This is a genomic window from Pseudomonas sp. TMP9 (assembly GCF_037943105.1).
In the GTDB taxonomy this organism is placed as follows: Bacteria; Pseudomonadota; Gammaproteobacteria; order Pseudomonadales; family Pseudomonadaceae; genus Aquipseudomonas.
On the sequence record NZ_CP149803.1, the window covers coordinates 2,693,814 to 2,714,910 of the forward strand.

At 57.7% G+C, this 21,097-nt stretch carries 19 protein-coding genes; 3 read left to right on the plus strand and 16 right to left on the minus strand.

All coding sequences use genetic code 11. The features are described from left to right. Positions 1 to 111 precede the first annotated feature (111 nt). Complete coding sequence (locus tag WF513_RS12850; protein WP_339079777.1) at positions 112 to 453, plus strand: pilin assembly protein; 342 nt, start codon at positions 112 to 114, stop codon at positions 451 to 453. A gap of 3 nt (positions 454 to 456) precedes the next feature. Here the strand turns inward: WF513_RS12850 and WF513_RS12855 are convergent, their stop codons facing one another. From WF513_RS12855 to gtfA, 12 genes are all read right to left on the minus strand, one after another. Further along, complete coding sequence (locus tag WF513_RS12855; protein ID WP_339079778.1) at positions 457 to 762, minus strand: hypothetical protein; 306 nt, start codon at positions 760 to 762, stop codon at positions 457 to 459. A gap of 107 nt (positions 763 to 869) precedes the next feature. Then, the gene (locus tag WF513_RS12860; protein ID WP_339079779.1) at positions 870 to 1,616 is read right to left on the minus strand and encodes a TIGR00266 family protein; all 747 of its coding nucleotides are present in this window, start codon (positions 1,614 to 1,616) and stop codon (positions 870 to 872) included. Between the two features lie 100 nt (positions 1,617 to 1,716). After that, entirely contained in the window at positions 1,717 to 3,012 is a 1,296-nt protein-coding gene (locus tag WF513_RS12865) for a flavohemoglobin expression-modulating QEGLA motif protein (RefSeq protein WP_339079780.1), read from the minus strand. 17 nt (positions 3,013 to 3,029) lie between these two features. Further along, a complete protein-coding gene (locus WF513_RS12870) occupies positions 3,030 to 3,581 on the minus strand; it encodes a hypothetical protein (protein WP_339079781.1) in 552 nt (183 codons plus the stop codon). A 266-nt stretch (positions 3,582 to 3,847) separates the two neighbouring features. Continuing rightward, positions 3,848 to 5,350, minus strand: coding sequence for a lysine--tRNA ligase (lysS, locus tag WF513_RS12875; RefSeq protein WP_339079782.1), 1,503 nt, complete (start codon positions 5,348 to 5,350; stop codon positions 3,848 to 3,850). A gap of 156 nt (positions 5,351 to 5,506) precedes the next feature. Continuing rightward, positions 5,507 to 6,602 (minus strand): peptide chain release factor 2 gene (prfB, locus tag WF513_RS12880; RefSeq protein WP_339079783.1). Its coding sequence is split into 2 segments (ribosomal slippage): positions 5,507 to 6,529 and positions 6,531 to 6,602, totalling 1,095 coding nucleotides; the frame shifts between segments, so codons are not numbered across the junction. 173 nt (positions 6,603 to 6,775) lie between these two features. Next, entirely contained in the window at positions 6,776 to 7,525 is a 750-nt protein-coding gene (locus WF513_RS12885; RefSeq protein ID WP_339079784.1) for a tellurite resistance TerB family protein, read from the minus strand. Positions 7,526 to 7,743: 218 nt separating this feature from the next. After that, a complete protein-coding gene (gene recJ / locus WF513_RS12890) occupies positions 7,744 to 9,456 on the minus strand; it encodes a single-stranded-DNA-specific exonuclease RecJ (RefSeq protein ID WP_339079785.1) in 1,713 nt (570 codons plus the stop codon). A gap of 179 nt (positions 9,457 to 9,635) precedes the next feature. Beyond that, positions 9,636 to 10,175 (minus strand): YaeQ family protein, encoded by a 540-nt coding sequence (locus tag WF513_RS12895; RefSeq protein WP_339079786.1) that lies wholly within the window; start codon positions 10,173 to 10,175, stop codon positions 9,636 to 9,638. A 35-nt stretch (positions 10,176 to 10,210) separates the two neighbouring features. Then, positions 10,211 to 11,011, minus strand: coding sequence for a GGDEF domain-containing protein (locus WF513_RS12900; RefSeq protein WP_339079787.1), 801 nt, complete (start codon positions 11,009 to 11,011; stop codon positions 10,211 to 10,213). After that, positions 10,977 to 11,399, minus strand: coding sequence for a hypothetical protein (locus WF513_RS12905; protein ID WP_339079788.1), 423 nt, complete (start codon positions 11,397 to 11,399; stop codon positions 10,977 to 10,979). The genes WF513_RS12900 and WF513_RS12905 overlap by 35 nt, the downstream gene beginning before the upstream one ends. Positions 11,400 to 11,550: 151 nt before the next feature. Continuing rightward, a complete protein-coding gene (gene gtfA, locus WF513_RS12910; protein ID WP_339079789.1) occupies positions 11,551 to 12,993 on the minus strand; it encodes a sucrose phosphorylase in 1,443 nt (480 codons plus the stop codon). 186 nt (positions 12,994 to 13,179) lie between these two features. On the opposite strand from gtfA, the gene WF513_RS12915 reads away from it, so the two are divergent. Then, complete coding sequence (locus WF513_RS12915) at positions 13,180 to 14,376, plus strand: CaiB/BaiF CoA-transferase family protein (protein ID WP_339079790.1); 1,197 nt, start codon at positions 13,180 to 13,182, stop codon at positions 14,374 to 14,376. A 67-nt stretch (positions 14,377 to 14,443) separates the two neighbouring features. On the opposite strand, the gene thrC is transcribed toward WF513_RS12915, so the two are convergent. From thrC to xerD, 4 genes are all read right to left on the minus strand, one after another. Next, positions 14,444 to 15,868 carry a threonine synthase gene (thrC, locus tag WF513_RS12920; protein WP_339079791.1) on the minus strand — a complete coding sequence of 475 codons (1,425 nt, stop codon included), beginning with the start codon at positions 15,866 to 15,868 and terminating at the stop codon, positions 14,444 to 14,446. A 67-nt stretch (positions 15,869 to 15,935) separates the two neighbouring features. After that, positions 15,936 to 17,240, minus strand: coding sequence for a homoserine dehydrogenase (locus WF513_RS12925; RefSeq protein ID WP_339079792.1), 1,305 nt, complete (start codon positions 17,238 to 17,240; stop codon positions 15,936 to 15,938). 110 nt (positions 17,241 to 17,350) lie between these two features. Next, the gene (gene dsbC, locus WF513_RS12930; protein WP_339079793.1) at positions 17,351 to 18,076 is read right to left on the minus strand and encodes a bifunctional protein-disulfide isomerase/oxidoreductase DsbC; all 726 of its coding nucleotides are present in this window, start codon (positions 18,074 to 18,076) and stop codon (positions 17,351 to 17,353) included. Between the two features lie 93 nt (positions 18,077 to 18,169). After that, entirely contained in the window at positions 18,170 to 19,066 is an 897-nt protein-coding gene (xerD, locus tag WF513_RS12935; RefSeq protein WP_339079794.1) for a site-specific tyrosine recombinase XerD, read from the minus strand. An 86-nt stretch (positions 19,067 to 19,152) separates the two neighbouring features. Here xerD and WF513_RS12940 point away from each other — a divergent pair, with 86 nt between their 5' ends. Further along, complete coding sequence (locus tag WF513_RS12940; RefSeq protein WP_339079795.1) at positions 19,153 to 20,967, plus strand: sodium:proton antiporter; 1,815 nt, start codon at positions 19,153 to 19,155, stop codon at positions 20,965 to 20,967. The last annotated feature ends 130 nt before the right edge of the window (positions 20,968 to 21,097 follow it).

Below are 21,097 nucleotides of genomic sequence, written 5' to 3' on the forward strand. Positions count from 1 at the left end.
AACTTCTTACAAGTGCGCGACGTCCTTAACGCACTTATTGGCTCAAGCACTAGTCTGAATAAGGCAAGCCCGACGACGAAGCGGCGGGCACTGAACGGACACAAGGCCATCATGAAGATTCGCGAGCTGGTTCAATACTGGCAAGAAAATGCTCAGGGGCAGCTGAGCGCCACGCCCTATCAAATCCATCTCGACTTGCAAGCAGCTGCACGCCTAGCGGCGCTGCAAGAGATGTACCCCAAGCATCACGTGGAGGAATTACTCGGCGAGCTACTCTGTGCAGCGTTGGATGAGCTGGAAACTAGCCTGCCCTACGTTAAGGGCAACAAGGTGGTAGCAACCGACGAGCAGGGCGACCCGCTGTATGAAGACGTCGGCCTGACGCCGCGCTTCTTGGCTCTGTCGCGCCAGCATCTGCAGCGGCTGAGCGATCAGCAAAGCCGTGCAGATTAAGCCTTACTGACCGTCGCTGCAGCGCACAGCCTGCTTACGCTGATCAACCAAAACGCCGCTCAGGCCTTTCTGCTCCAGATCAAACATCACCAACACGCCATCAATGCATTGGGCGACCTGGCTGGCGGGTTTGAGCGTGACTTTGTAGTCCTCACCCGGCACCGTCTTGAGCATAGTGAATTCGGACAACAACAAGGCATCTTCAGGCTTGGCAATGTGCAAATAGCCGTAATAGCTGAGCACGGCCACTGTGGCGCAGATGCTGCCAATACCGGTAAGAATCAGCGCAATGGGGTTCACTTCACTCATAACAGGCTCTCAGATTTAACCATTGGGAATTGAAAATTAGGTGACTGACCTTCAGGCGAGGCAGCTTGCAACAAAGCCACGTACCTGCAAAGGCGCAAATTGCCACATCATTTACCACCAGCCCGCACTTCCTCGCGAGCTTTAAAGGTCGCTGCATAAATACGTTCCGCCAGTCGCGAAAACGGCAAGCTTTGTATCCACACCGTACCCGTGCCCTTGAGTGTGGCCAAAAGAACACCTTCGCCGCCGAATAGCATACTTTTCAGCCCACCCGCCAAGGCGATGTCGTAATCAATACCGGCGGTAAACGCCACTAAACACCCTGTGTCCAGGCGCAGGGTTTCATTATTCAGCTGCTTGCGGATCACCGTGCCGCCGGCATGCACAAAGGCCAGGCCGTCGCCCTCCAGTTTTTGCAGAATAAAGCCCTCACCGCCGAAGAAGCCTGCGCCCAAGCGCTTGTTAAAACTGATGCCGACTGCAGTGCCGTAAGCGGCACAAAGAAAAGCATCCTTCTGGCAGATTAATGTGCCGCCGTGCTCAGCCAGTTGAATCGGCACTACAGTGCCGGGATAAGGGGCCGCAAAAGCGACCCGTGCGGGGGTTTTGCCGGCATTGGAAAAGTGCGTCATAAACAGCGACTCACCCGTGAGCATGCGTTTGCCGGCGCTCCACAATTTGCCCAGCACACCAGTGGCCGCGCCATCACCCATGCGCGTTTCAAAGCGTATGCCGTCGGTCATGTAATTCATCCCTCCGGCTTCGGCGATCACCGTTTCGCCCGGGTCGAGAATGATCTCCACGCTTTGCGCGGAGGCGCCGAGAATTTCGTAATCGAGTTGATGGCTGGGCATGCGCAGTTCCTGTTAATGCGGGAAGAGCAACCCGGATTTCATCCGGGCTACGAATCGTCTATTAAAGGGCTAGGCGCGTCATAACCGAGTGCAGTAGCACCTAGAGGATATTGGCGTAGTCGGCTTCGATGCGGTCCAGACTCAGGTGATTGAGGAAGTTGGAGAAGCACATCCAGGCCGATAGCGAGTTGAGATCGCTAAACTGCGGCGGCAGGTACTTGGGGGCGACGACCAAGCCTTCATCGACCAACTGGCGCAGGGAACGCATGTCTTCTAGGGTGGTTTTGCCGCAAAACAGCAACGGAATCTGCTCCAGCTTGCCTTTACGCACGGCCAGTTGAATGTAGTTGTAAACCATGATGAAGCCTTTCAGGTAGGACAAGTCCTTGGTGAAAGGCAGGCCAGTGGGCGTTGAGCCACGGAACACGCGGTTGGCGTTGCTGTAGCTCTCTTCCTGACTGAAACCCTGCTCGCGGTAAAAGTCGAACACTTGCAGAAAATCTGCACCCTCTTCAGCCATATGAATGGCGCGGGTGCGGTTGGTCAGCTTACGCAAACGGGTCGGGTAAGAGGCAAAGGCAATCACCTCCATTAGGATCGCCAGGCCTTCCTGGGTCACGGTCGAGGATGGCGGGCCTTTGGCTAGAAAAGTGCAAACCGGCTGGTTTAAACCATTCAACGTGGTCGCCACATGCACCAACCCTTCGTGCACTTCCAAGGCTTTGACGTCGCGTTCATTGAACATCGCGTCAGCGCGAATTTTGATGTAGTCGGCGCCCGCTGCGGCATCGGCGAGAATGCCGTCAGATTCGAACACGCGGATAGTGCTCTCCTCTTCGCCGAACACCTTGTTAAGGCGCACTTGCAGCAAATTGACCGCTTCTTTGGCCGTCAAGGTTTTAGCCTCATCCTTGAGATCGCCGCGCTTGTCGATGTTATTGAGAAAATCAGAAAACATCAGGCCCAAGTCAGCCAAGGTCGGATCGCCCGCATGGAACGCATCCGATGCGGCGCCATACAGCTCTTGGCTGATCAGGCCAAAATCTTCAGTGCCGCGCGCTTCAAGCATGCGGATGACCATGCGGTACTCGCGGCACATACGCCGCATGATCTTACCCACCGGGTTGAACTGGCCAAGCTGACGGGTGATATCACGCTCAATATTTTGAAATTCGAGCTTCTTCGCCGCCGCATCAAAGGGCAGTGGCCGATTGGCGTAGTAAGCGCGGTCGACAGCCGGCAGCTTTTTGCCCTTGTGTTTAAGAAACTCAGTGCGGATCGAGTCGTCCCACTTTACGGCATCCAGCACCCGAATCGGCGTTTGCGCCTCGACCAAACGGTCGGACAGCGCTCGCACAATTAACTGATACTCATCTAATCCGGTATGACTGTTCATGCTTTCCTCACGACCGGCTAATCGCCTGCACGTTGATAGCGCGCGACTTCAATAAACACATCGGAATTGGCCTGGTCATCGAGGTAGCTGAATACCTGCTCAAGCGGGCTGCTAATCAACACCCCGTCGCCTTCTCCCGCCTCAATCGCCTCGCCCTGCAGCACACCTTGCTCCAACTCTTGGAGGATGCGGTCGACATCCAGGTTGAAAATTACCAGCTCATTACCCGTGGTCAGCTCAAAGCCGGCAATGGCGAAATTCGCACCCAGGCTTTTTGGCAAACCTGCCGACAAGTACCAGCGTCGCCCGTGATGGGCCACGGTAAAGCCGTACTCTTCAACACTTTCGAGATTATCCAGACTGTCAACATAGGTCTGTGCTTTGTAGACATTGGAGCCGGCGCGGGTTATTTGCAGGTACGACTGCTCGCCCCACTCGTTCTGGCGCGACCACTCACCAAGCAGAGGGATGGGGGCGGCCTCGTTGGCCGGGATCGGGTCTTTGAACGTAACCAAACACCCACCCAGTAACAGGAAAGACACGGCAAGCAGTGCGCGCCAAGCAATCATTGAGTTCTCCTTGTGAACGGATTAGACGGGTTACAGGCCCAGTGCCGGATACCTATAGCGGTTAAGTGCGGCAAACATCCCTGCCCATCCGGATGATCGACACCCTCAAGCAAAACCTGATAGTCCACGCGCGCACTAAGAGCCGTCAATAGCTTGGTATTGTGCAGCCCGCTGCAGAGGCAAGGTACGCCAGCGCTTGCAAGCTCAGACGCCCTCGTAGCCACACCCAGATATTAAAAAGCCACCGGCTGGTGGCTTTTTATTGACTACGCTTGCGGGCGCATGTGCGGGAACAAAATCACATCGCGAATCGACGGTGAGTTGGTGAGCAACATCACCAAGCGGTCGATGCCGATACCCTCACCGGCGGTGGGCGGCATGCCGTATTCCAGCGCGCGCACGAAATCAGCGTCGTAGTGCATGGCTTCGTCATCACCGGCGTCTTTGTCAGCCACCTGCGCCATAAAGCGTTCAGCTTGGTCTTCTGCGTCATTCAGCTCGGAATAGGCATTGGCAATTTCACGGCCCCCGATAAACAGCTCAAAGCGGTCGGTCACATTGGGGTTTTCGTCGTTGCGGCGCGCCAGCGGCGAGACTTCAAACGGGTACTGGGTAATAAAGTGCGGCTGCTCCAGCTTGTGCTCAACCAGCTCTTCGAAAATCATCACCTGCAATTTGCCCAAGCCTTCAAAGCCCAGCACTTTAGCGCCAGCTTTTTTAGCGATGGCGCGGGCTTTGTCGATATCGTTCAGATCGGCAGCGGTCAACTCAGGGTTGTACTTGAGGATCGAATCAAACACCGACAACCGCACAAACGGCTCGCCGAAGTGGAACACTTTGTCACCGTAGGGCACGTCAGTGCTGCCAAGTACCAGCTGCGCCAGCTCGCGGAATAACTCCTCGGTGAGGTCCATGTTGTCTTCGTAATCGGCGTAAGCCTGGTAAAACTCGAGCATGGTGAACTCGGGGTTGTGCCGGGTCGAAACGCCTTCGTTACGGAAGTTACGGTTGATCTCAAAGACTTTTTCAAAGCCACCCACAACAAGCCGCTTGAGGTACAGCTCGGGCGCGATACGCAGGTACATACCCATGTCCAGCGCATTGTGATGCGTCTCGAACGGTTTAGCCGCCGCGCCGCCGGGAATGGTCTGCAGCATCGGCGTTTCCACTTCGAGGAAGTCGCGCTGCATCAAAAAACTGCGGATGTGCGCAATCACTTGCGAACGCACGCGGAAGGTATGGCGCACATCTTCGTTGACGATCAGGTCGACATAGCGCTGGCGATAGCGCTGCTCGGTGTCACTCAGGCCGTGGTGTTTATCCGGCAGCGGGCGCAGCGACTTGGTCAGCAGGCGCACCTCGGTCATTTCCACGTACAGGTCACCCTTACCGGAGCGGGCCAGGGTGCCGACGGCAGAGATGATATCGCCCAAGTCCCAATGCTTGACCGCTTCGAGGGTTTCGGCAGGCAAAGTTTTGCGGTTGACGTAGACCTGGATTCGCCCGCTCATGTCCTGCAGCACCATAAATGAGCCACGGTTGAGCATGATGCGGCCGGCAACTTTGACCGGGATCGCGGCTTCAGCCAGCTCTTCCTTGGTCTTCTCGGCGTACTGCTTTTGCAGGTCGGCGCAGTAGTTGTCACGACGAAAATCATTCGGGAAAGGGTTGCCCTGCTCACGGATGGCGGCAAGCTTTTCTTTGCGCAAGGCAATCAGCTTGTTTTCTTCCTGTTGCAGCTCGTGGTGGTCGAGTTGTTGGTCGCTCATGATCGTGGTCTTTCCTAATAATCGTAGGGTGGTGCTGGGCGCAGCGATGCCCAACATCCGGCCACCAGGCCGGCCTCCTACGCAAATGCAGCGCCGCTCGTTGGGTTTAAGCCGTGCTCAACAGAGCGCAGACGACCCAACCTACATTGCGTGTTGTTAGAGCCCCTGTTTGAGGCTCGCTACCAGATATTCGTCGATATCGCCGTCGAGCACTTTGTCGCAATCACTGCGTTCAATATTGGTGCGCAGGTCCTTGATTCGTGAAGCGTCAAGGACATAAGAGCGAATTTGATGGCCCCAACCGATGTCCGACTTGGAGTCCTCAAGGACCTGCGAGGCAGCATTGCGTTTTTGCACTTCTTGCTCATACAGGCGCGCGCGCAACATCTTCATCGCGGTGTCTTTGTTGGCGTGCTGAGAGCGCTCGTTCTGGCAGCACACCACGGTGTTACTGGGTACGTGGGTAATCCGCACGGCCGAGTCTGTGGTGTTTACGTGCTGACCACCGGCGCCGGAGGAGCGGTAGGTGTCGATGCGCAGGTCCGAGGGGTTGATGTCGATCTCGATGTTGTCGTCAATTTCCGGCGAGACAAACACGGCGGTAAACGAGGTGTGGCGGCGGTTGCCGGAGTCAAACGGGCTTTTGCGGACCAGGCGGTGCACGCCGATTTCGGTGCGCAACCAACCAAAGGCATATTCACCCTTGATGTGCAGGGTCGCGCCCTTGATCCCAGCAACTTCACCGGCAGAGAGCTCCATGATGGTGGCTTCGAAGCCACGCTTGTCGGCCCAGCGCAGGTACATGCGCAGCAGGATGTTGGCCCAATCCTGCGCCTCGGTGCCACCGGAGCCGGCTTGGATATCGAGGTAGGCGTTGTTGGGGTCCATCTCGCCACGGAACATGCGGCGGAACTCAAGCTTTTCAAGAATATCGCGCAGGCGCTCGATTTCACTGCAGACGTCAGCCACGGCGCTTTCGTCATCCTCTTCAACCGCCATGTCGAGCAGGTCGCGGGAATCAGCCAGGCTGCCGTGCAGGTCATCGAGGGTGTCAACAATCAGCGCCAGCGACGCGCGCTCGCGGCCCAAATTTTGCGCGTATTCGGGATTATTCCAGACGCTTGGGTCTTCCAGCTCGCGGTTTACTTCGACTAACCGATCATGCTTGTGATCGTAGTCAAAGATACCCCCGAATAGTCAGGGTGCGCTCGGAGAGGTCCTTGATGCTATTGAGGATCGGGTTGATTTCCATGGCTGGCAGCACTCGCAGGTCAAACTTTCGGAAAAGCCGGCGAGTATAACGCAGTCACCTGCCACCTGGCAGCCTGCAATCAAGCAGCGCAGATGATTGGCAGCAGGCCGCATACACTGATTGGGCGCCGCTGATTAGCCCAGAGAAGCCCGACAACGCCCTTGTAATCAGCGTCAACTGAGCAACAACTCCTGACGCACTTGGGTTTCCAGCTCGGTTTTAAGCGCTGGGTCCAGCTTAAGCTGGCGGGCCAACTCTTCTAGATAGGCGCGTTCCATAAAGTGCTCTTCATCAACCATTAACACGCTGGCCACATACATCTCGGCGGCCATTTCCGGCGTGCTGGCGGCGCGGGCGATTTCGGCGGGGTCCAGCGGCTTGTTCAACTCAGCCTGCAGCCAATGCTGCAACTCAACATCGTGGGTCAGCTTACTGATCTCACCCTCGATCAACTGACGCTCACGGTCATCAACGTGACCATCGGCTTTGGCCGCACCGACCAATGCTTTAAGGATGGCCTGACTGTGGAGTTCAACCTGGGGCGCTGGCAAACGGTCGAGGGTTTGCGGCTCCGCTTGCGGTGCACTGGCCTGCTGCGCCTGCCAGTTACTAAAGGCTTTGTAAGCTACAACGCCAAGCGCCGCTAAGCCGCCGTAGGTGAGTGCTTTACCGCCCATTTTGCGCGCGCTTTTATTGCCCAGCAGCAAGCCCAGCGCGCCAGTGGCGAGAGCACCACCACCTGCGCCTTTTAGCAAAGTACCTAAATTACCGCCTTGGCCACTTTTGCCGGCACTGCCGAGTAAACCGCCCAATCCTGCGGCCAAACCGCCGGCTTTACCACCCGCTGCGCTGCCGGCAGATTTCTGCTGCATCAAGTCCTGGCCGGATTTCAATAACTGATCAAGTAATCCACGGGTAATCATGTCGCGCTCTCCCTAAAAATGGTTGTGCTAGCACGGCTGATGATTCTAGAGAGAGAACTTTGCTATCACCTAACGCAGAGTGCTTCGAAAGATTGCCAGTCGGTATAACCGCCAGCAGAAGCACGCTATGGCCCGTGAGCCGGGGCAAACCCGCTCAGGCAGAAGCGGCGATAACACCTTGTCAAGGGTTTAGCCCTCGGCTAGCGGGTGCTGGTCGGTCAGCGCGGGCTGATGTGCGCGATTAACAGCTGTACTGTTTCCTGCCCACGGTATTCGTTTACGTCCAGCTTGTAGGCCAATTCGACCCAGCGTACGGTAGGATTCGGCCAGATTTCGCGGTCTACACCGAAAGCAATGCCATCCAATTGCAGGCTGCCGCACTCGCTTTTCAGCACCACCTTGAGATGGCGCTCGCCGACAATGCGCTGCTGCACCAGCTGAAAGACACCATGGAACAATGGCTCGGGGAAGTGCTGACCCCAAGGCCCGGCATTGCGCAGCTCTTTGGCCAGGTGCAGGTGGAATTCCTCGATGGACAAGGCGCCATCAGACAATAAGCGACCAGTCAGGTCATCCTCACACAGTTGGCGGCGCACCTCAGCATCGAAGGCGGCGGCAAAATCTGCAAAATAGGCCTCAGGCAGCGACAACCCTGCCGCCATGGCATGACCACCAAACTTACTGATCAAGTGCGGGTGCTTAGCCGCCACCGCATCCAGCGCATCACGAATATGAAAGCCGGGTACTGAGCGCGCCGAACCCTTCAATACCCCGCCGCCGGCGTCAGCAAAGGCGATGGTCGGGCGGTGATAACGCTCTTTCATCCTCGAGGCGAGGATACCGATCACGCCTTGGTGCCAATCGGCCTCAAACAGGCACAAACCAAAGGGCATATCTTCCAACGGCAAATCCTTAAGTTGAGCCAACGCCTCGCGCTGCATACCCTGCTCAATGGCTTTGCGGTCTTGATTAAGCTGATCGAGTTGCACGGCCATGTCGCGGGCCAGCGCATCGTCTTCGCAGAGCAAACACTCGATACCGAGGGCCATGTCATCCAGCCTGCCGGCGGCATTCAGCCTTGGCCCGATGATAAAACCCAAGTCTGTTGAGGTGATGCGTCGATGATCACGTCCGGCCACATCGAGAATGGCGCGCAAACCGGCGCGCGCCCGCCCAGCGCGAATCCGCGCTAAACCTTGGTGCACCAAAATGCGGTTATTGGCATCCAGCGGCACCACGTCGGCAACGCTGCCTAAGGCCACTAGGTCGAGTAATTCGCCGAGGTTCGGCTCGGGGCGCTGCGCGGTAAACCAGCCCATGTCGCGCAGCCGCGCGCGCAGGGCCAGCAGCACATAAAACATCACCCCAACCCCGGCCAGCGCTTTGCTGGGGAACTCACAACCCGGCTGATTGGGATTAACGATGGCATCCGCCGCAGGCAACTCGGCACCGGGCAAATGGTGGTCAGTCACCAGCACGGTCAAACCAGCCGCCTTGGCCGCCGCCACGCCCTCGACACTGGAGATGCCGTTGTCCACGGTAATCAGCAGTTGCGGCGCACGCTGCAGCGCCACCGCGACGATTTCAGGCGTAAGGCCGTAGCCGTACTCAAACCGGTTGGGCACCAGATAATCAACATGCGCCGCGCCGAGCATGCGCAAACCCAGCACGCCGACGGTGCTGGCGGTGGCGCCATCGGCATCGAAGTCGCCGACGATAAGCATGCGCTGACCCTGTTCAAGGCCGTGCACCAGCAAATCGACGGCCGCGCTCATGCCTTTGAGCTGCTGATAAGGAATCAAACGCGCCAAGCCTTTATCCAGCTCGGCGGCCGATTGCACACCACGGGCGGCATACAGGCGAGTCAACAGCGGCGGCAGCGCGCCAAGATCAGGCAGGGTGGCGGGTAACGGGCGGGCTTCGATACGCATGATTATTCTTTAATGTGAGAGGCGGACGCGCTACGCCGAAATTGGAATATGGCGATGGGGTAAATACGAAGACCAGAGCATGCGGGCCTAAAGGCTCCCGGATTGCATCCGGGCTACGTGGCTAAAGGAAAACGTTTAGCACCTGCTTTCCACCTCGCATACAAGGTATTTGCTGGGCTTTAGCGTTCGCCAACTAACCACTCAATCGGCAGTTCATGCTGGCCGCGCTCGTCGGTGACGAACAATTCGCCGTCGCTGATCATCACGCTCCAGTTCAACGCGCGCGGCATGTCCAACGCCAGATTGGCTAAGGCATCTTGATCCAACGCCACCACATTGATGTTTTTCAGGCTGCGCACCGGGTCCAGTTCTTTGGTTTGCCACACCCGCAGGTTGCCGTAGGCCACTAGGCTAAACTTCTCGGTGCGGCGCGAGCACCAGGTCATGCGTTCGCTGTCTGGCTGGCCGACTTCGATCCAGTGCAGGACGCGGTCATCCAAGCTCTTTTCCCATAACGCCGGCTCGTCTACTTCCGACAAGCCGCGGCCGAATGCTAAGTGCTCGTGATAGAACAAGGCATAGCCAATCAGGCGCGCCGCCAAACGCGTTTCCGTTTCCGAAGGGTGCTTGGCCACAGTGAAACGCAGGTTTTCATAAACGCTGCGGTCCATATCGGTGAGGTTCAGCTCGATTTTGTAGGTGGTTGCTTGCAGAGCCATAACACGGGTCGTCGCCAGAAAAAGTGGCTGACAGTCTAACGGAAACGCCGCACCTGTTCCGTTTTCTTGACGTCAGTGTGCGCATACAGATCAGCCACAACCACACAATCACGCCCGTTATTTTTGGCTTGATACAGCGCGCCATCAGCCAGCGATAAGAGCCGCGATAAATCCAAACGCGCCGGGCTCGCGCAGGCAATACCAATACTGGCACTCATGGTTCCTTGCTCTTGAACGCGCTGTTTAAACGCCAAGCGAATCGCTTCAGCAGCCGCTACAGCGCCGTTTTGGTCAGTCTCCAGCAGGCACGCAAACTCTTCGCCACCAATGCGCCCGAATACCTCTTGGGGTTTTAGGCTGTCGCGCAACGCATCAGCAAAACACTGGATCACCCAATCACCGGCTGGGTGACCCAGCCGATCATTAATCTGCTTAAAGTTGTCCAAGTCGCACACCAGCAGCGCCAGTGTTTTAGGCTGCTCAGCGACGCTACTGAGCAAATCTTCAGCCGCCTGGGTAAAGGCGCGGCGGTTACCGATGCCGGTTAACGGATCGGTTAAAGAGGCCGCTCGGTAATGCACCTCAGCGCGCTCTTTGACCAAAGACAGAGAAATAAAGCCGGCCCCAACCGAATACAGCATGCTTTCAATCAACACCCAGCCAAAAAATTCGCTGCTGCCGTTATTCAGCGGCGAGCCGGAATCAGCCAATAGGCGCATAAGATAAAACCCGCTGTGGCAACCCAGTAACAAGGTGGCCGGGACAATCGACAGGCCTTGCTTGCGTGGCATACGCAACAACTCAAACAGCGTGGCCAGCACGTACAGCAGTACCACGGTGCAGAACAGCGTTAAGCGCAGGGAAAGTGACTAAAAAAAACACGGGCCACAGGCAAAACAAACACCAGAGCGAAACGCCGGCCAACACAGCCACCCAGGACACGCGACGCCCCACAAATGCGCGCATACCGGCCCAGTACATAGCCACTGAGAGCAGCACCAACGCGTTACCAAGGACAATCGAGAGCGCGTCGATGCCCATGCCGCGCAAGGCAATTACCACAATACCGGCAGCACCTATTAACAGTGAGCTGCCCATCCACAACAGCGCGCGCTCAACGCGGCCCCGCCACCACGTAGAGATCAGCAAGCCGCCGCACAGGCTCATCACTAAGGTGTTGGCAACCACTAGGGTGGGAATATCCAGAATCATACGTTCGCTCACTGCATGCCGCCGAGCACGCTTGAACGCCAGTATAGCAATGTGCCTGCATGCCCTTGAAGAACGAAAAACCATGAATCGGCAGGTATAAAAATGGTTTCTGCCGGGCATCACACGCAATCGCTTAACCTGACTGAGCCGGCCGGCAGCGGGCTCAACAGCGTATTTGTCGCTCGCTGCCGGTCTCAGGGTCGCGGTAATCGATGATCGCCTGACAGGTGCTTAGATCAACATGCAGCCGGCAATAATGCTCGCCATGGCGCCACGCCATGGCGACGCTGCTTTCACACGACTGATTCAACTCAAAACGCCCATCAAACGCGGGATGGCTGTTGCGTAAGCGCATCAGCTGTAGCAAGCGCTGCACCAGCGGTTTCTGCAAGGCGGTTTCGGCCTCCTCCACGGTGTAGTAGTGCCGATTCACATCACGTGCTTCGCGAGTAGCGGCGCACAGCTCAAAATCATTACAACCGGCCAGCAGCCCCACGTAATAAACCTGAGGAATACCGGGGGTGAAAAATTGGATGGCGCGGGCTGCGATATAGGCCTCGTCATTGCGCAGCAGCGCTTCATAGAAGGTGCAAGTGAGCTGATAGATCGCACCGACGCTGTGCACGCTGACCGCCGAACGGCGCATGATCGGGTCGGCGCTGCGGGTTGATACCTCGTCGACGAGAAAACGAATTTCCGCATCTGGCAACATGCTTTCCACATCTGGAATGCAGATGCCGTCATGGGTGTCGAGCACGGTGATCTGGTTGCGCGGGCACATGCGCAACCATTGTTTGAGGTAGCGGCTAGTGCCGGCGAGAAAGGCATGCAACACCAGCGGCGGCAGGGCGAACGCATAGGGCCGCATCTGCCGGCGCGAAATCGCATACTGATAACTGATGTGGTCGTGCACCTCGGGCAGCATCTCGGCTCCATACTTTTCACCGGTCTCGCGGAACCAGTCGAGGATGCGGTAAACATCCGGCTCAACCAAAAAGCAGCTGCTACCAATCTTCTTGGTGGTGTAGCCAAAGGCATCCAAACGGAACAGCTTGACCCCACGCGCAGTGAGAAAGGCCATGTACCGCTCCATCAGCTGATAGGTCAGGGGCGATTCATAGTTGAGGTCAATTTGCCGCTCTGTAAAGGTGCACCACACCCGGCAGGTTTCGCCGTTGGCCACGTGCACATCGCGAAATGGCTCCTTCTCTTTGCGGATATGAATTTTGGCTAAATCTTGCGGGCTGATCTCACCCAGCGTATCGACCTGCACAAACAGGTCGGCATAGGCTGAATCCTGGCCACGGGCGACAAAATCAAGAAACTCAGGCGACTCATCGGCAATGTGGCTGATCACCAAGTCAACACAGAGATCAAACCGCGCTGAGATACGCTCAACATCGGCCCAGTCGCCATAGCGCGGGTCAACCTCTAGATGGGTCAAGGGCGAGAAACCACCATCCGCATTGGAGGGGTACATGGGCAACAAATGCACGCCGCCAATAGCATCGCCAAGGTGCTGATCAAGCAAGGTGAAGAGCTTACTCAGGTTGCCACCCAAACGATCCGGGTAGGTGATTAACTGAACTGCGTTACGCAATGCCATGCCCATTCCTCATGTGCCGGTACAACAGCCTACTGCAACGAGCAGGGTTGCCCCGACCTTAACAGGCTTAGCGGTCATGGCCAGCGCATAAGACCGGCTAAGCAGCTTTCGACATACCCTGTACCTATTTCCCCTGCGGCCCTGCAATCGCATAGGCTTGGGCATATTTTTCGTTCCGGAACTGCTATGAGCCCGAATAAACCCCTTGCCGGCTTGAAGGTTATCGAGCTGGGCACCTTAATCGCCGGCCCTTTTGCCGCACGCATCTGCGCTGAATTCGGCGCACAGGTGATCAAAGTAGAGTCCCCGGATGGCGGCGACCCGCTGCGTAAGTGGCGCAAGCTCTATGAGGGCACATCCTTGTGGTGGTTTGTGCAGGCGCGCAATAAGCAATCGATCACCCTTAACCTCAAGCATGAAGCCGGCCTTGAGGTGCTGAAAAAACTGCTGAGCGAGGCGGATATTGTCATTGAGAATTTTCGCCCCGGCGTCCTGGAAAAGCTCGGCTTGGGCTGGGAAATGCTGCATGCACTGAACCCCAAGCTGGTGATGGTGCGCCTCTCCGGCTTCGGCCAAACCGGGCCGATGAAGGAGCAGCCGGGCTTTGGTGCAGTGGGCGAGTCCATGGGTGGGCTGCGTTATATCACTGGTTTTACCGATCGCCCGCCAGTGCGCACCGGTATCAGCATCGGTGACTCGATCGCCGCGCTGTGGGGCGTAATCGGCGCATTGATGGCGCTGCGCCACCGTGAAGTGAATGGCGGCAGCGGCCAAGTGGTCGATGTGGCGCTGTATGAGGCGATTTTCGCCATGATGGAGTCCATGGTGCCGGAATTTGATGTATTCGGCTTTATCCGCGAGCGCAGCGGCAACATCATGCCCGGCATCACGCCCTCCTCGATCCACACCAGCAGCGACGGCAAGCACATCCAGATTGGCGCCAACGGCGACGCGATCTTCAAACGCTTTATGCAGGCCATCGGCCGCAATGATCTTGCGGCTGCGCCGGACCTCGCCAGCAACGATGGTCGCGACGCACGCCGTGATGAGCTGTATGGGGTGATCGATCGCTGGGTCGCTTCGTTGCCACTGGAGCAGGTGCTGGCGGCCTTAAATCAAGCCGAAGTGCCCGCCAGCAGGATCTTCAGCGCTGAGGACATGTTCCACGATCCGCAATTTCTCGCCCGCGAAATGCTGCTGGCGGCCAAGCTGCCTGACGGCAAAGCCTTCAAGATGCCCGGCATCGTGCCCAAACTCTCCGAAACGCCGGGCGGCGTGGACTGGGTCGGCCCGCAACTGGGTGAACACAACCAAGCGGTGCTCAATGCCCTCGGCTACAGCGATGCGCAAATCGCTGAATTGAAAGCGCTCGGCGCCATCTAGCCAGCACAAAGCCATGAAAAAGGCCAGCTCCTAGCGGAGACTGGCCTTGTTACCTTGCCCGTAACGCTTACAGCGGCTTGCCGCGGTTGCCGTGAAGCGCCACAAAGTTCTGCACGGTTTTCAGGTCGTTAGCCAATACCGTACAACGCTCATCACGCTCAAACAGATCGGCCAAATGCGCGGGCAGCGCGGGCGCTTCGCCGACGCCGGCCGTGTCTATGGCTTCAGGAAACTTGACCGGGTGCGCGGTACCCAAAATCACCATCGGCGTGGCCAGGCTACGGCGGCACTCGCGGGCAGCGCGCACACCAATCGCGGTGTGCGGGTCGAGCAACTCACCGCACTCATTAAACACCTCAACGATGGTTGCGCAGGTTTGCGCATCGTCCACGGCCAGCGAATCAAACAGCTTGCGCGTCTCTGTCCAGCGGTCTTCTTCAATGCTGAAGCCACCCCCCCGCTTAAAGTTCGCCATCAGCTCGCCCACCGCCAAGCCGTTGCGACCGTGCAGGTCAAACAGCAAACGCTCAAAGTTGGACGACACCATGATGTCCATGGACGGTGTCAGGGTCGGGTGCAAGGTGTCTTTGACATACTGATTGCCGCTCATAAAGCGGTGCAGGATGTCGTTGCGGTTGGTCGCGACGATCAGCTGGCTAATGGGCAGGCCCATGTTGCGCGCCAAGTAGCCGGCAAAGATGTCGCCAAAGTTACCCGTCGGCACCGAGAACGCGATGGAGCGCGCCGGACCACCCAACTGCAAAGCGGCGTGAAAGTAGTAAACGATCTGGGCCATGATCCGCGCCCAGTTGATCGAGTTGACCGCCACCAAACGGGTGCCCTTGAGGAAGCTCTGGTCAGCGAAGCTGTCTTTGACCATCTCTTGGCAGTCATCGAAGTTGCCTTCGATGGCGATGTTATGGATGTTGTCGCCGAAGATGGTGGTCATCTGCCGACGCTGCACCTCGGACACGCGGTTGTGCGGGTGCATGATAAAGATGTCGACGTTATCGCAGGCCTTGCAGCCTTCAATGGCCGCCGAGCCGGTATCACCGGACGTCGCACCCATGATCACCACGCGCTCGTTACGCTTGGCCAGCACGTGGTCAAGCAGCCGACCGAGCAACTGCAGGGCAAAGTCTTTAAAGGCTAGAGTGGGGCCGTGGAAGAGCTCCAACACCCACTCATTGCCGTTCAGCTGGCGCAATGGCGCGATAGCACCGTGGGCAAACACGCCGTTCTCTGACGAGCAATAGGTCTCTTCGAGAATGCGCTTGAAGTCGACATCCGCAATGCTACCGGTGACGAATGGGCGCATCACTCGAAAGGCCAGTTCGTGGTACGGCAGGCCGGCCCAAGAGGCGATTTCTTCTTGAGTGAAGCGCGGCAGGTTTTCCGGCACATAGAGGCCGCCATCGCTGGCCAAACCGGCCAGCAGCACGTCTTCGAAATTCAGGGCCGGTGCCTGACCACGGGTACTGATATAGCGCATAGGGGCAAACCTTCGGTTGAATCTTTAAGAGCCGCAGCTGCCTGCTGCATCTGCGGCCGGAGGCGGATTAGTTGAGCTGCTCGACGCGGATACGCACAACACTGCCGACCACATCTTCAAGCGCTTCAAGGGCGCTGATCGCCTTATTGATTTGCGCTTCGACCACGCGATGGGTGACCAAGATCATCGGCACGAGGCCGTCCTGCTCCTCAACCTCTTTCTGCATGATCGACTCGATATTGATCCCGCCGGCCGAAAGGATACTCGCCACTTGGGCCAGCACGCCGGGATGATCCTTAGCTTGGATGCGCAAGTAATAGGCGCTCTCGCAGGCGTCAATCGGCAAAATCGGGTGATCGGACAGCGAATCCGGCTGGAAGGCCAGATGCGGCACGCGGTTGGTCGGATCGGCCGTCAGCGCACGCGTCACGTCAACCAGGTCAGCGATGACCGAGGATGCCGTCGGCTCCATGCCCGCGCCCGCACCGTAATACAAGGTGCTGCCGGCAGCGTCACCATTGACCATCACCGCGTTCATCACACCGTTGACGTTGGCGATCAGGCGATCAGCCGGAATCAGCGTCGGGTGCACACGCAACTCAATGCCCGCCTCGGTGCGACGCGCCACGCCTAGGTGCTTGATGCGGTAACCCAACGCTTCGGCGTAGTTCACATCAGCGGTGGTCAGCTGAGTGATGCCCTCGGTGTACGCCTTGTCGAATTGCAGCGGAATACCGAAGGCGATGGAGGCCAAAATAGTCAGCTTATGCGCCGCGTCGATGCCTTCTACATCGAAGGTCGGGTCGGCCTCGGCATAGCCCAGCGCCTGCGCTTCAGCTAACACGTCATCGAAGGTACGGCCCTTCTCACGCATTTCACTGAGAATAAAGTTGCCGGTGCCGTTGATGATGCCGGCCAGCCAGTTAATCCGGTTGGCGGCCAAACCTTCACGAATCGCCTTGATCACTGGGATGCCGCCAGCCACAGCGGCTTCAAAGGCGACAATCACGCCCTTCTCGCGGGCCTTGGCGAAAATTTCATCGCCGTGCACGGCGATCAGCGCTTTGTTGGCGGTGACCACGTGCTTGCCATTATCGATGGCCTTGAGTACCAGCTCCTTGGCCAAGGTGTAGCCGCCAATTAGTTCGATAACGATATCGATCTCGGGGTTGTTCACCAACTCGAAAACGTCGCTGGTCAGGCTGATACCGGTCGTATCGTATTGCGGCTTGGGCGAGCGAATAGCGATCTGGGCGACTTCAATACCACGCCCGGCACGCCGAGCAATTTCTTCGGCATTGCGCTTGAGTACATTCAACGTACCGCCACCGACGGTACCTAGCCCACAGATGCCTACTTTCACCGGTTTCACACTGAACTCCCCATCTGCATGCGTAAAACGGCCGGAGCAAGCCCGGCCGTAGAAAAGAGCCGCACCATACGAAGCGGCTGTTTATTAGTCAATCAGGTGTAAGGCTTAGATCACTTGGACTCAAGGGCGATTTTCGCCAACTGCGCAGCCGGCTGGTAGCCTGGAATGATGGTGCCGTTGGCCAAGACGATGGCCGGCGTGCCGCTAACGCCGATCATTTGCCCTAAGGCGTATTGCTTAGCAACCGGGCTGTCGCACTGCACATCCGCCACGCCCTGACGACTTTTCGCCCGGTTCATGGCGTCCTGTTGGTCTTTCGCACACCAGACATTGGACAACTCTTTAGCCGCTGTACTGTCCAGGCCTTGACGCGGGAAGGCTAAGTAACGCACCTCAACCCCCAAGCGATTCAGCTCAGGCACTTCGCTGTGCAGCTTCTGGCAATAGCCACAATCGGTGTCGGTGAATACGGTGATATGGGTTTTCGGCTGCTTGGGCGCGAACACCACCATTTCCGAGGCAGGGATGGCATTCATAAGTTTGACCACGCCGCGAGTCTGCGCCGCTTCAGTCAAATTCACCGGCTTGCCGTTCTTGACTTGAAACAGGTAGCCCTGAAGCAAAAACTGGCCGTCGGCGCTGGTGTACAACTGGCGGCCACCGGCCAATTCGACCTGATAAACACCCGGCATTGGGCTTTCAGCAATGGCCTCAATCGGCAACGCTGGATCAATAGCCTTGAGGGAGTTACGAATAGCCTGGTCGGCATCGGCAGCAACGCCCACGCTGCTGATCAAGCCAAGGGCCAACGCGACAACAATGCGGTTACAGCGCATACAAACTCCTGACAAAAGGCGATCAAACGAGAGAGTGGCGCAGCCTACCATAGAAGCCCGTACTCACCGACCACGTCAGGTCAGACGGCGCGCTCAGCCTCGCGGGTGGTGCTTGGCATGCAGTTCTTGCAACCGCGCGCGGGCCACATGGGTGTAGATCTGCGTGGTGGAGAGATCACTGTGCCCCAAAAGCATCTGCACCACGCGTAAATCAGCGCCATGGTTGAGCAAATGCGTGGCGAAGGCGTGGCGCAACGTATGCGGCGATAAGCTCTTGGCGATCCCGGCGACTTTGGCTTGGTGCTTGATGCGGTACCAAAACGTCTGCCGGGTCATCTGCTCGCCACGCAAACTGGGGAACAGCACATCACTGGGTTTGCCATCGAGCAAAAAAGGTCGCGCCTCTTTGCTGTAACGCTCAATCCAAGCAATGGCCTCCTCCCCCAGCGGCACCAAACGCTCCTTGCTGCCTTTGCCGAACACCCGCAGCACACCCTGACGCAAGTTCACCTGCTCGAGGGTCAAGCCAATCAGCTCGCTGACGCGCAGGCCGCAGGCATACAGCACCTCAAACATGGCGCGATCACGCAGACCAATGGGGTCGTCCAACTCTGGAGCCGCCAGCAAAGCCTCAACATCGGCCTCGGACAGCGACTTAGGTAAAGGCCGACCCAGCTGCGGTAAATCGATCTGCAGCGTCGGGTCTCGGTTGATCAGCTGCTCACGCAAAAGAAAGCGGTAAAAGCCACGGAAGCCCGAGAGCAATCGCGCCGTAGAGCGCGCTTTATAGCCCTCATTCATGCGCCAAGCGAGGTGATCCAAAATCAACTCACGACCGGCATCCGGCAACTGCACATCGCGGGCCTGCAACCAGCCATTAAACAGCGCCAAGTCACTGCGATAAGCCGAGCGCGTATGGGCTGAGAGGCCTTTTTCCAACCACAAGGCTTCCACAAAACGATCAATCAGAGGGTGGTCGATGGCGGGCATGCTGAACTATGGCGGTGGCTTAAAGCGGGTTAGTCTTTCACAGCTTGGCCACACAGAGCCAGGGCACAGACTGACAAGGACCCTTGATGAACGAGCAACAGATTCTTTTGGCCTTTGCCGCTATCGGCGCCAGCGCCCTCGCCTGCCAGTGGCTGGCTTGGCGTTTACGGTTACCGGCTATTTTATTTTTGTTGATCGCCGGCATCCTTGCCGGGCCCATTTTGGGCTGGCTTGACCCGCAAGCGCTGTTTGGTGACTTGTTTTTCCCGCTGGTATCGATGGCCGTTGCGCTGATTTTGTTCGAAGGCAGCCTGACCCTTCACCTATCCGAATGGCGTGAAATTGGCACCGTAGTCCGGCGCATGGTAACGATCGGCGCACTGGCTACATGGGCAGTGATCGCGGTCAGCACGCACTACCTGCTTGGCTTTAGCTGGGAGATGGCGCTGCTGCTGGGCACCCTGACACTGGTCACCGGGCCAACGGTGATCGTGCCGATGCTGCGCGTGGTCCGACCCAAAGCCTCGATCGCCAACATCCTGCGCTGGGAAGGCATCGTGATCGACCCCATTGGCGCGCTGCTCGCCGTGGTCGTGTACAGCTTCATTATCACCAGCAGTGAAGGCAACGGTTGGCAGAGCAGCATGGGCACCTTCGCCGGCGTCATCGCCTGCGGCAGCCTGCTAGGTATTGCCGCAGGCTGGGGGTTAGGCCAGGTTTTAAAACGCCAGTGGTTGCCGGACTACCTGCACAACCTTGCCGTGCTGGCCACCGTGCTGGGGGCGTTTATTGCCTCTAACGCCATCATGCATGAGTCCGGCCTGCTCGCGGTGACGTTGATGGGCATGTGGCTGGCCAATATGAAGGGCGTGGATGTGCGGCATATTCTGCACTTCAAGGAAAACCTCAGCGTTCTGCTCATCTCCGGCTTGTTTATTCTGCTGGCTGCGCGACTCGATCTAAACGCCCTAATCGCCCTTGGCCCGGCGGTGTTGGTATTGCTGCTGATCATCCAGTTTGTGGCGCGGCCGCTCAACGTGGCGTTGTCCACCTTTGGTTCCAACCTCAGCTGGCGCGAACGCGCACTGCTGGCTTGGATTTCACCACGGGGCATTGTGGCCGCCGCCGTCTCGGCGATTTTCGCCATCCGCCTCAGCGAACTCGGCTATGCCGGCGCAGAATTACTGGTGCCGCTGACCTTCGCTGTGATTATCGGCACTGTGGTCTTGCAAAGCGCCACCGCACGCCCGCTGGCTAAATTGCTGAACGTGGCGGAACCTTCACCCAGTGGTTTTCTTATCATCGGCGCTAATCCTGTGGCACGCGCGATCGGCACGGCCCTGCAAGACCTCGGCAACCGCGTGTTGCTGTGCGATTCCAGCTGGGAAAACATCAGCACTGCACGCATGAAGAAACTTCCGACCTACTTTGGCAACCCCACGTCACAAGATGCCGAAGCTCACTTGGACTTAGTCGGCCTCGGCCATTTGCTGGCGTTGTCACCTTCCAGTGAGTTGAATGCCTTGGCGTGTATGCACTTTCGTCACGACTTTGCCGCCAACCGCCGCTTTACCTTGCCCAGCGGCACTGACAGCCGACGCAGCGATAAACACCGCAGCCGCGATACCGTGCGCGGCCGCCCTTTGGGCAGCCAAGCGCTGAGCTTTCCGCAATTTGCCAGCCGCTTGAGTAAAAGCGCTGAAGTTCGCACCACCACCCTTACCAGTACATTTGACTGGCAGGCCTATCAAAACCTGCATGGCGAGCGAGCGGTAGTGTTGCTCGCGTGTGAGCCAAACGGCTGGATACATATCGCCACCCAACCGTTTGACATGCTGCCCGGCCCCGACTGGACGCTGGTTGCACTGATTGAAGAGGAGCAGGAAAGCGCTCGCGAGTAGACCGACACATGACAGCCGCCTTTTACGCGCGCCGACGCGTAAAGGGCTGCGGCATTGCCCTGAGCAGCGCCGACCAGTTAAGCAGCCTGTCCTGGCCATGGCGCAGAGCCTGCAAAACACTGACCGCAGA

Coding starts and splice junctions, on each gene's coding strand:
- WF513_RS12850 (WP_339079777.1), top strand. CDS start 112: ATGAAGATTCGCGAGCTGGTTCAATACTGGCAAGAAAATGCTCAGGGG.
- WF513_RS12855 (WP_339079778.1), bottom strand. CDS start 762: ATGAGTGAAGTGAACCCCATTGCGCTGATTCTTACCGGTATTGGCAGC.
- WF513_RS12860 (WP_339079779.1), bottom strand. CDS start 1,616: ATGCCCAGCCATCAACTCGATTACGAAATTCTCGGCGCCTCCGCGCAA.
- WF513_RS12865 (WP_339079780.1), bottom strand. CDS start 3,012: ATGAACAGTCATACCGGATTAGATGAGTATCAGTTAATTGTGCGAGCG.
- WF513_RS12870 (WP_339079781.1), bottom strand. CDS start 3,581: ATGATTGCTTGGCGCGCACTGCTTGCCGTGTCTTTCCTGTTACTGGGT.
- lysS (WP_339079782.1), bottom strand. CDS start 5,350: ATGAGCGACCAACAACTCGACCACCACGAGCTGCAACAGGAAGAAAAC.
- WF513_RS12885 (WP_339079784.1), bottom strand. CDS start 7,525: ATGATTACCCGTGGATTACTTGATCAGTTATTGAAATCCGGCCAGGAC.
- recJ (WP_339079785.1), bottom strand. CDS start 9,456: ATGCGTATCGAAGCCCGCCCGTTACCCGCCACCCTGCCTGATCTTGGC.
- WF513_RS12895 (WP_339079786.1), bottom strand. CDS start 10,175: ATGGCTCTGCAAGCAACCACCTACAAAATCGAGCTGAACCTCACCGAT.
- gtfA (WP_339079789.1), bottom strand. CDS start 12,993: ATGGCATTGCGTAACGCAGTTCAGTTAATCACCTACCCGGATCGTTTG.
- WF513_RS12915 (WP_339079790.1), top strand. CDS start 13,180: ATGAGCCCGAATAAACCCCTTGCCGGCTTGAAGGTTATCGAGCTGGGC.
- thrC (WP_339079791.1), bottom strand. CDS start 15,868: ATGCGCTATATCAGTACCCGTGGTCAGGCACCGGCCCTGAATTTCGAA.
- dsbC (WP_339079793.1), bottom strand. CDS start 18,076: ATGCGCTGTAACCGCATTGTTGTCGCGTTGGCCCTTGGCTTGATCAGC.
- xerD (WP_339079794.1), bottom strand. CDS start 19,066: ATGCCCGCCATCGACCACCCTCTGATTGATCGTTTTGTGGAAGCCTTG.
- WF513_RS12940 (WP_339079795.1), top strand. CDS start 19,153: ATGAACGAGCAACAGATTCTTTTGGCCTTTGCCGCTATCGGCGCCAGC.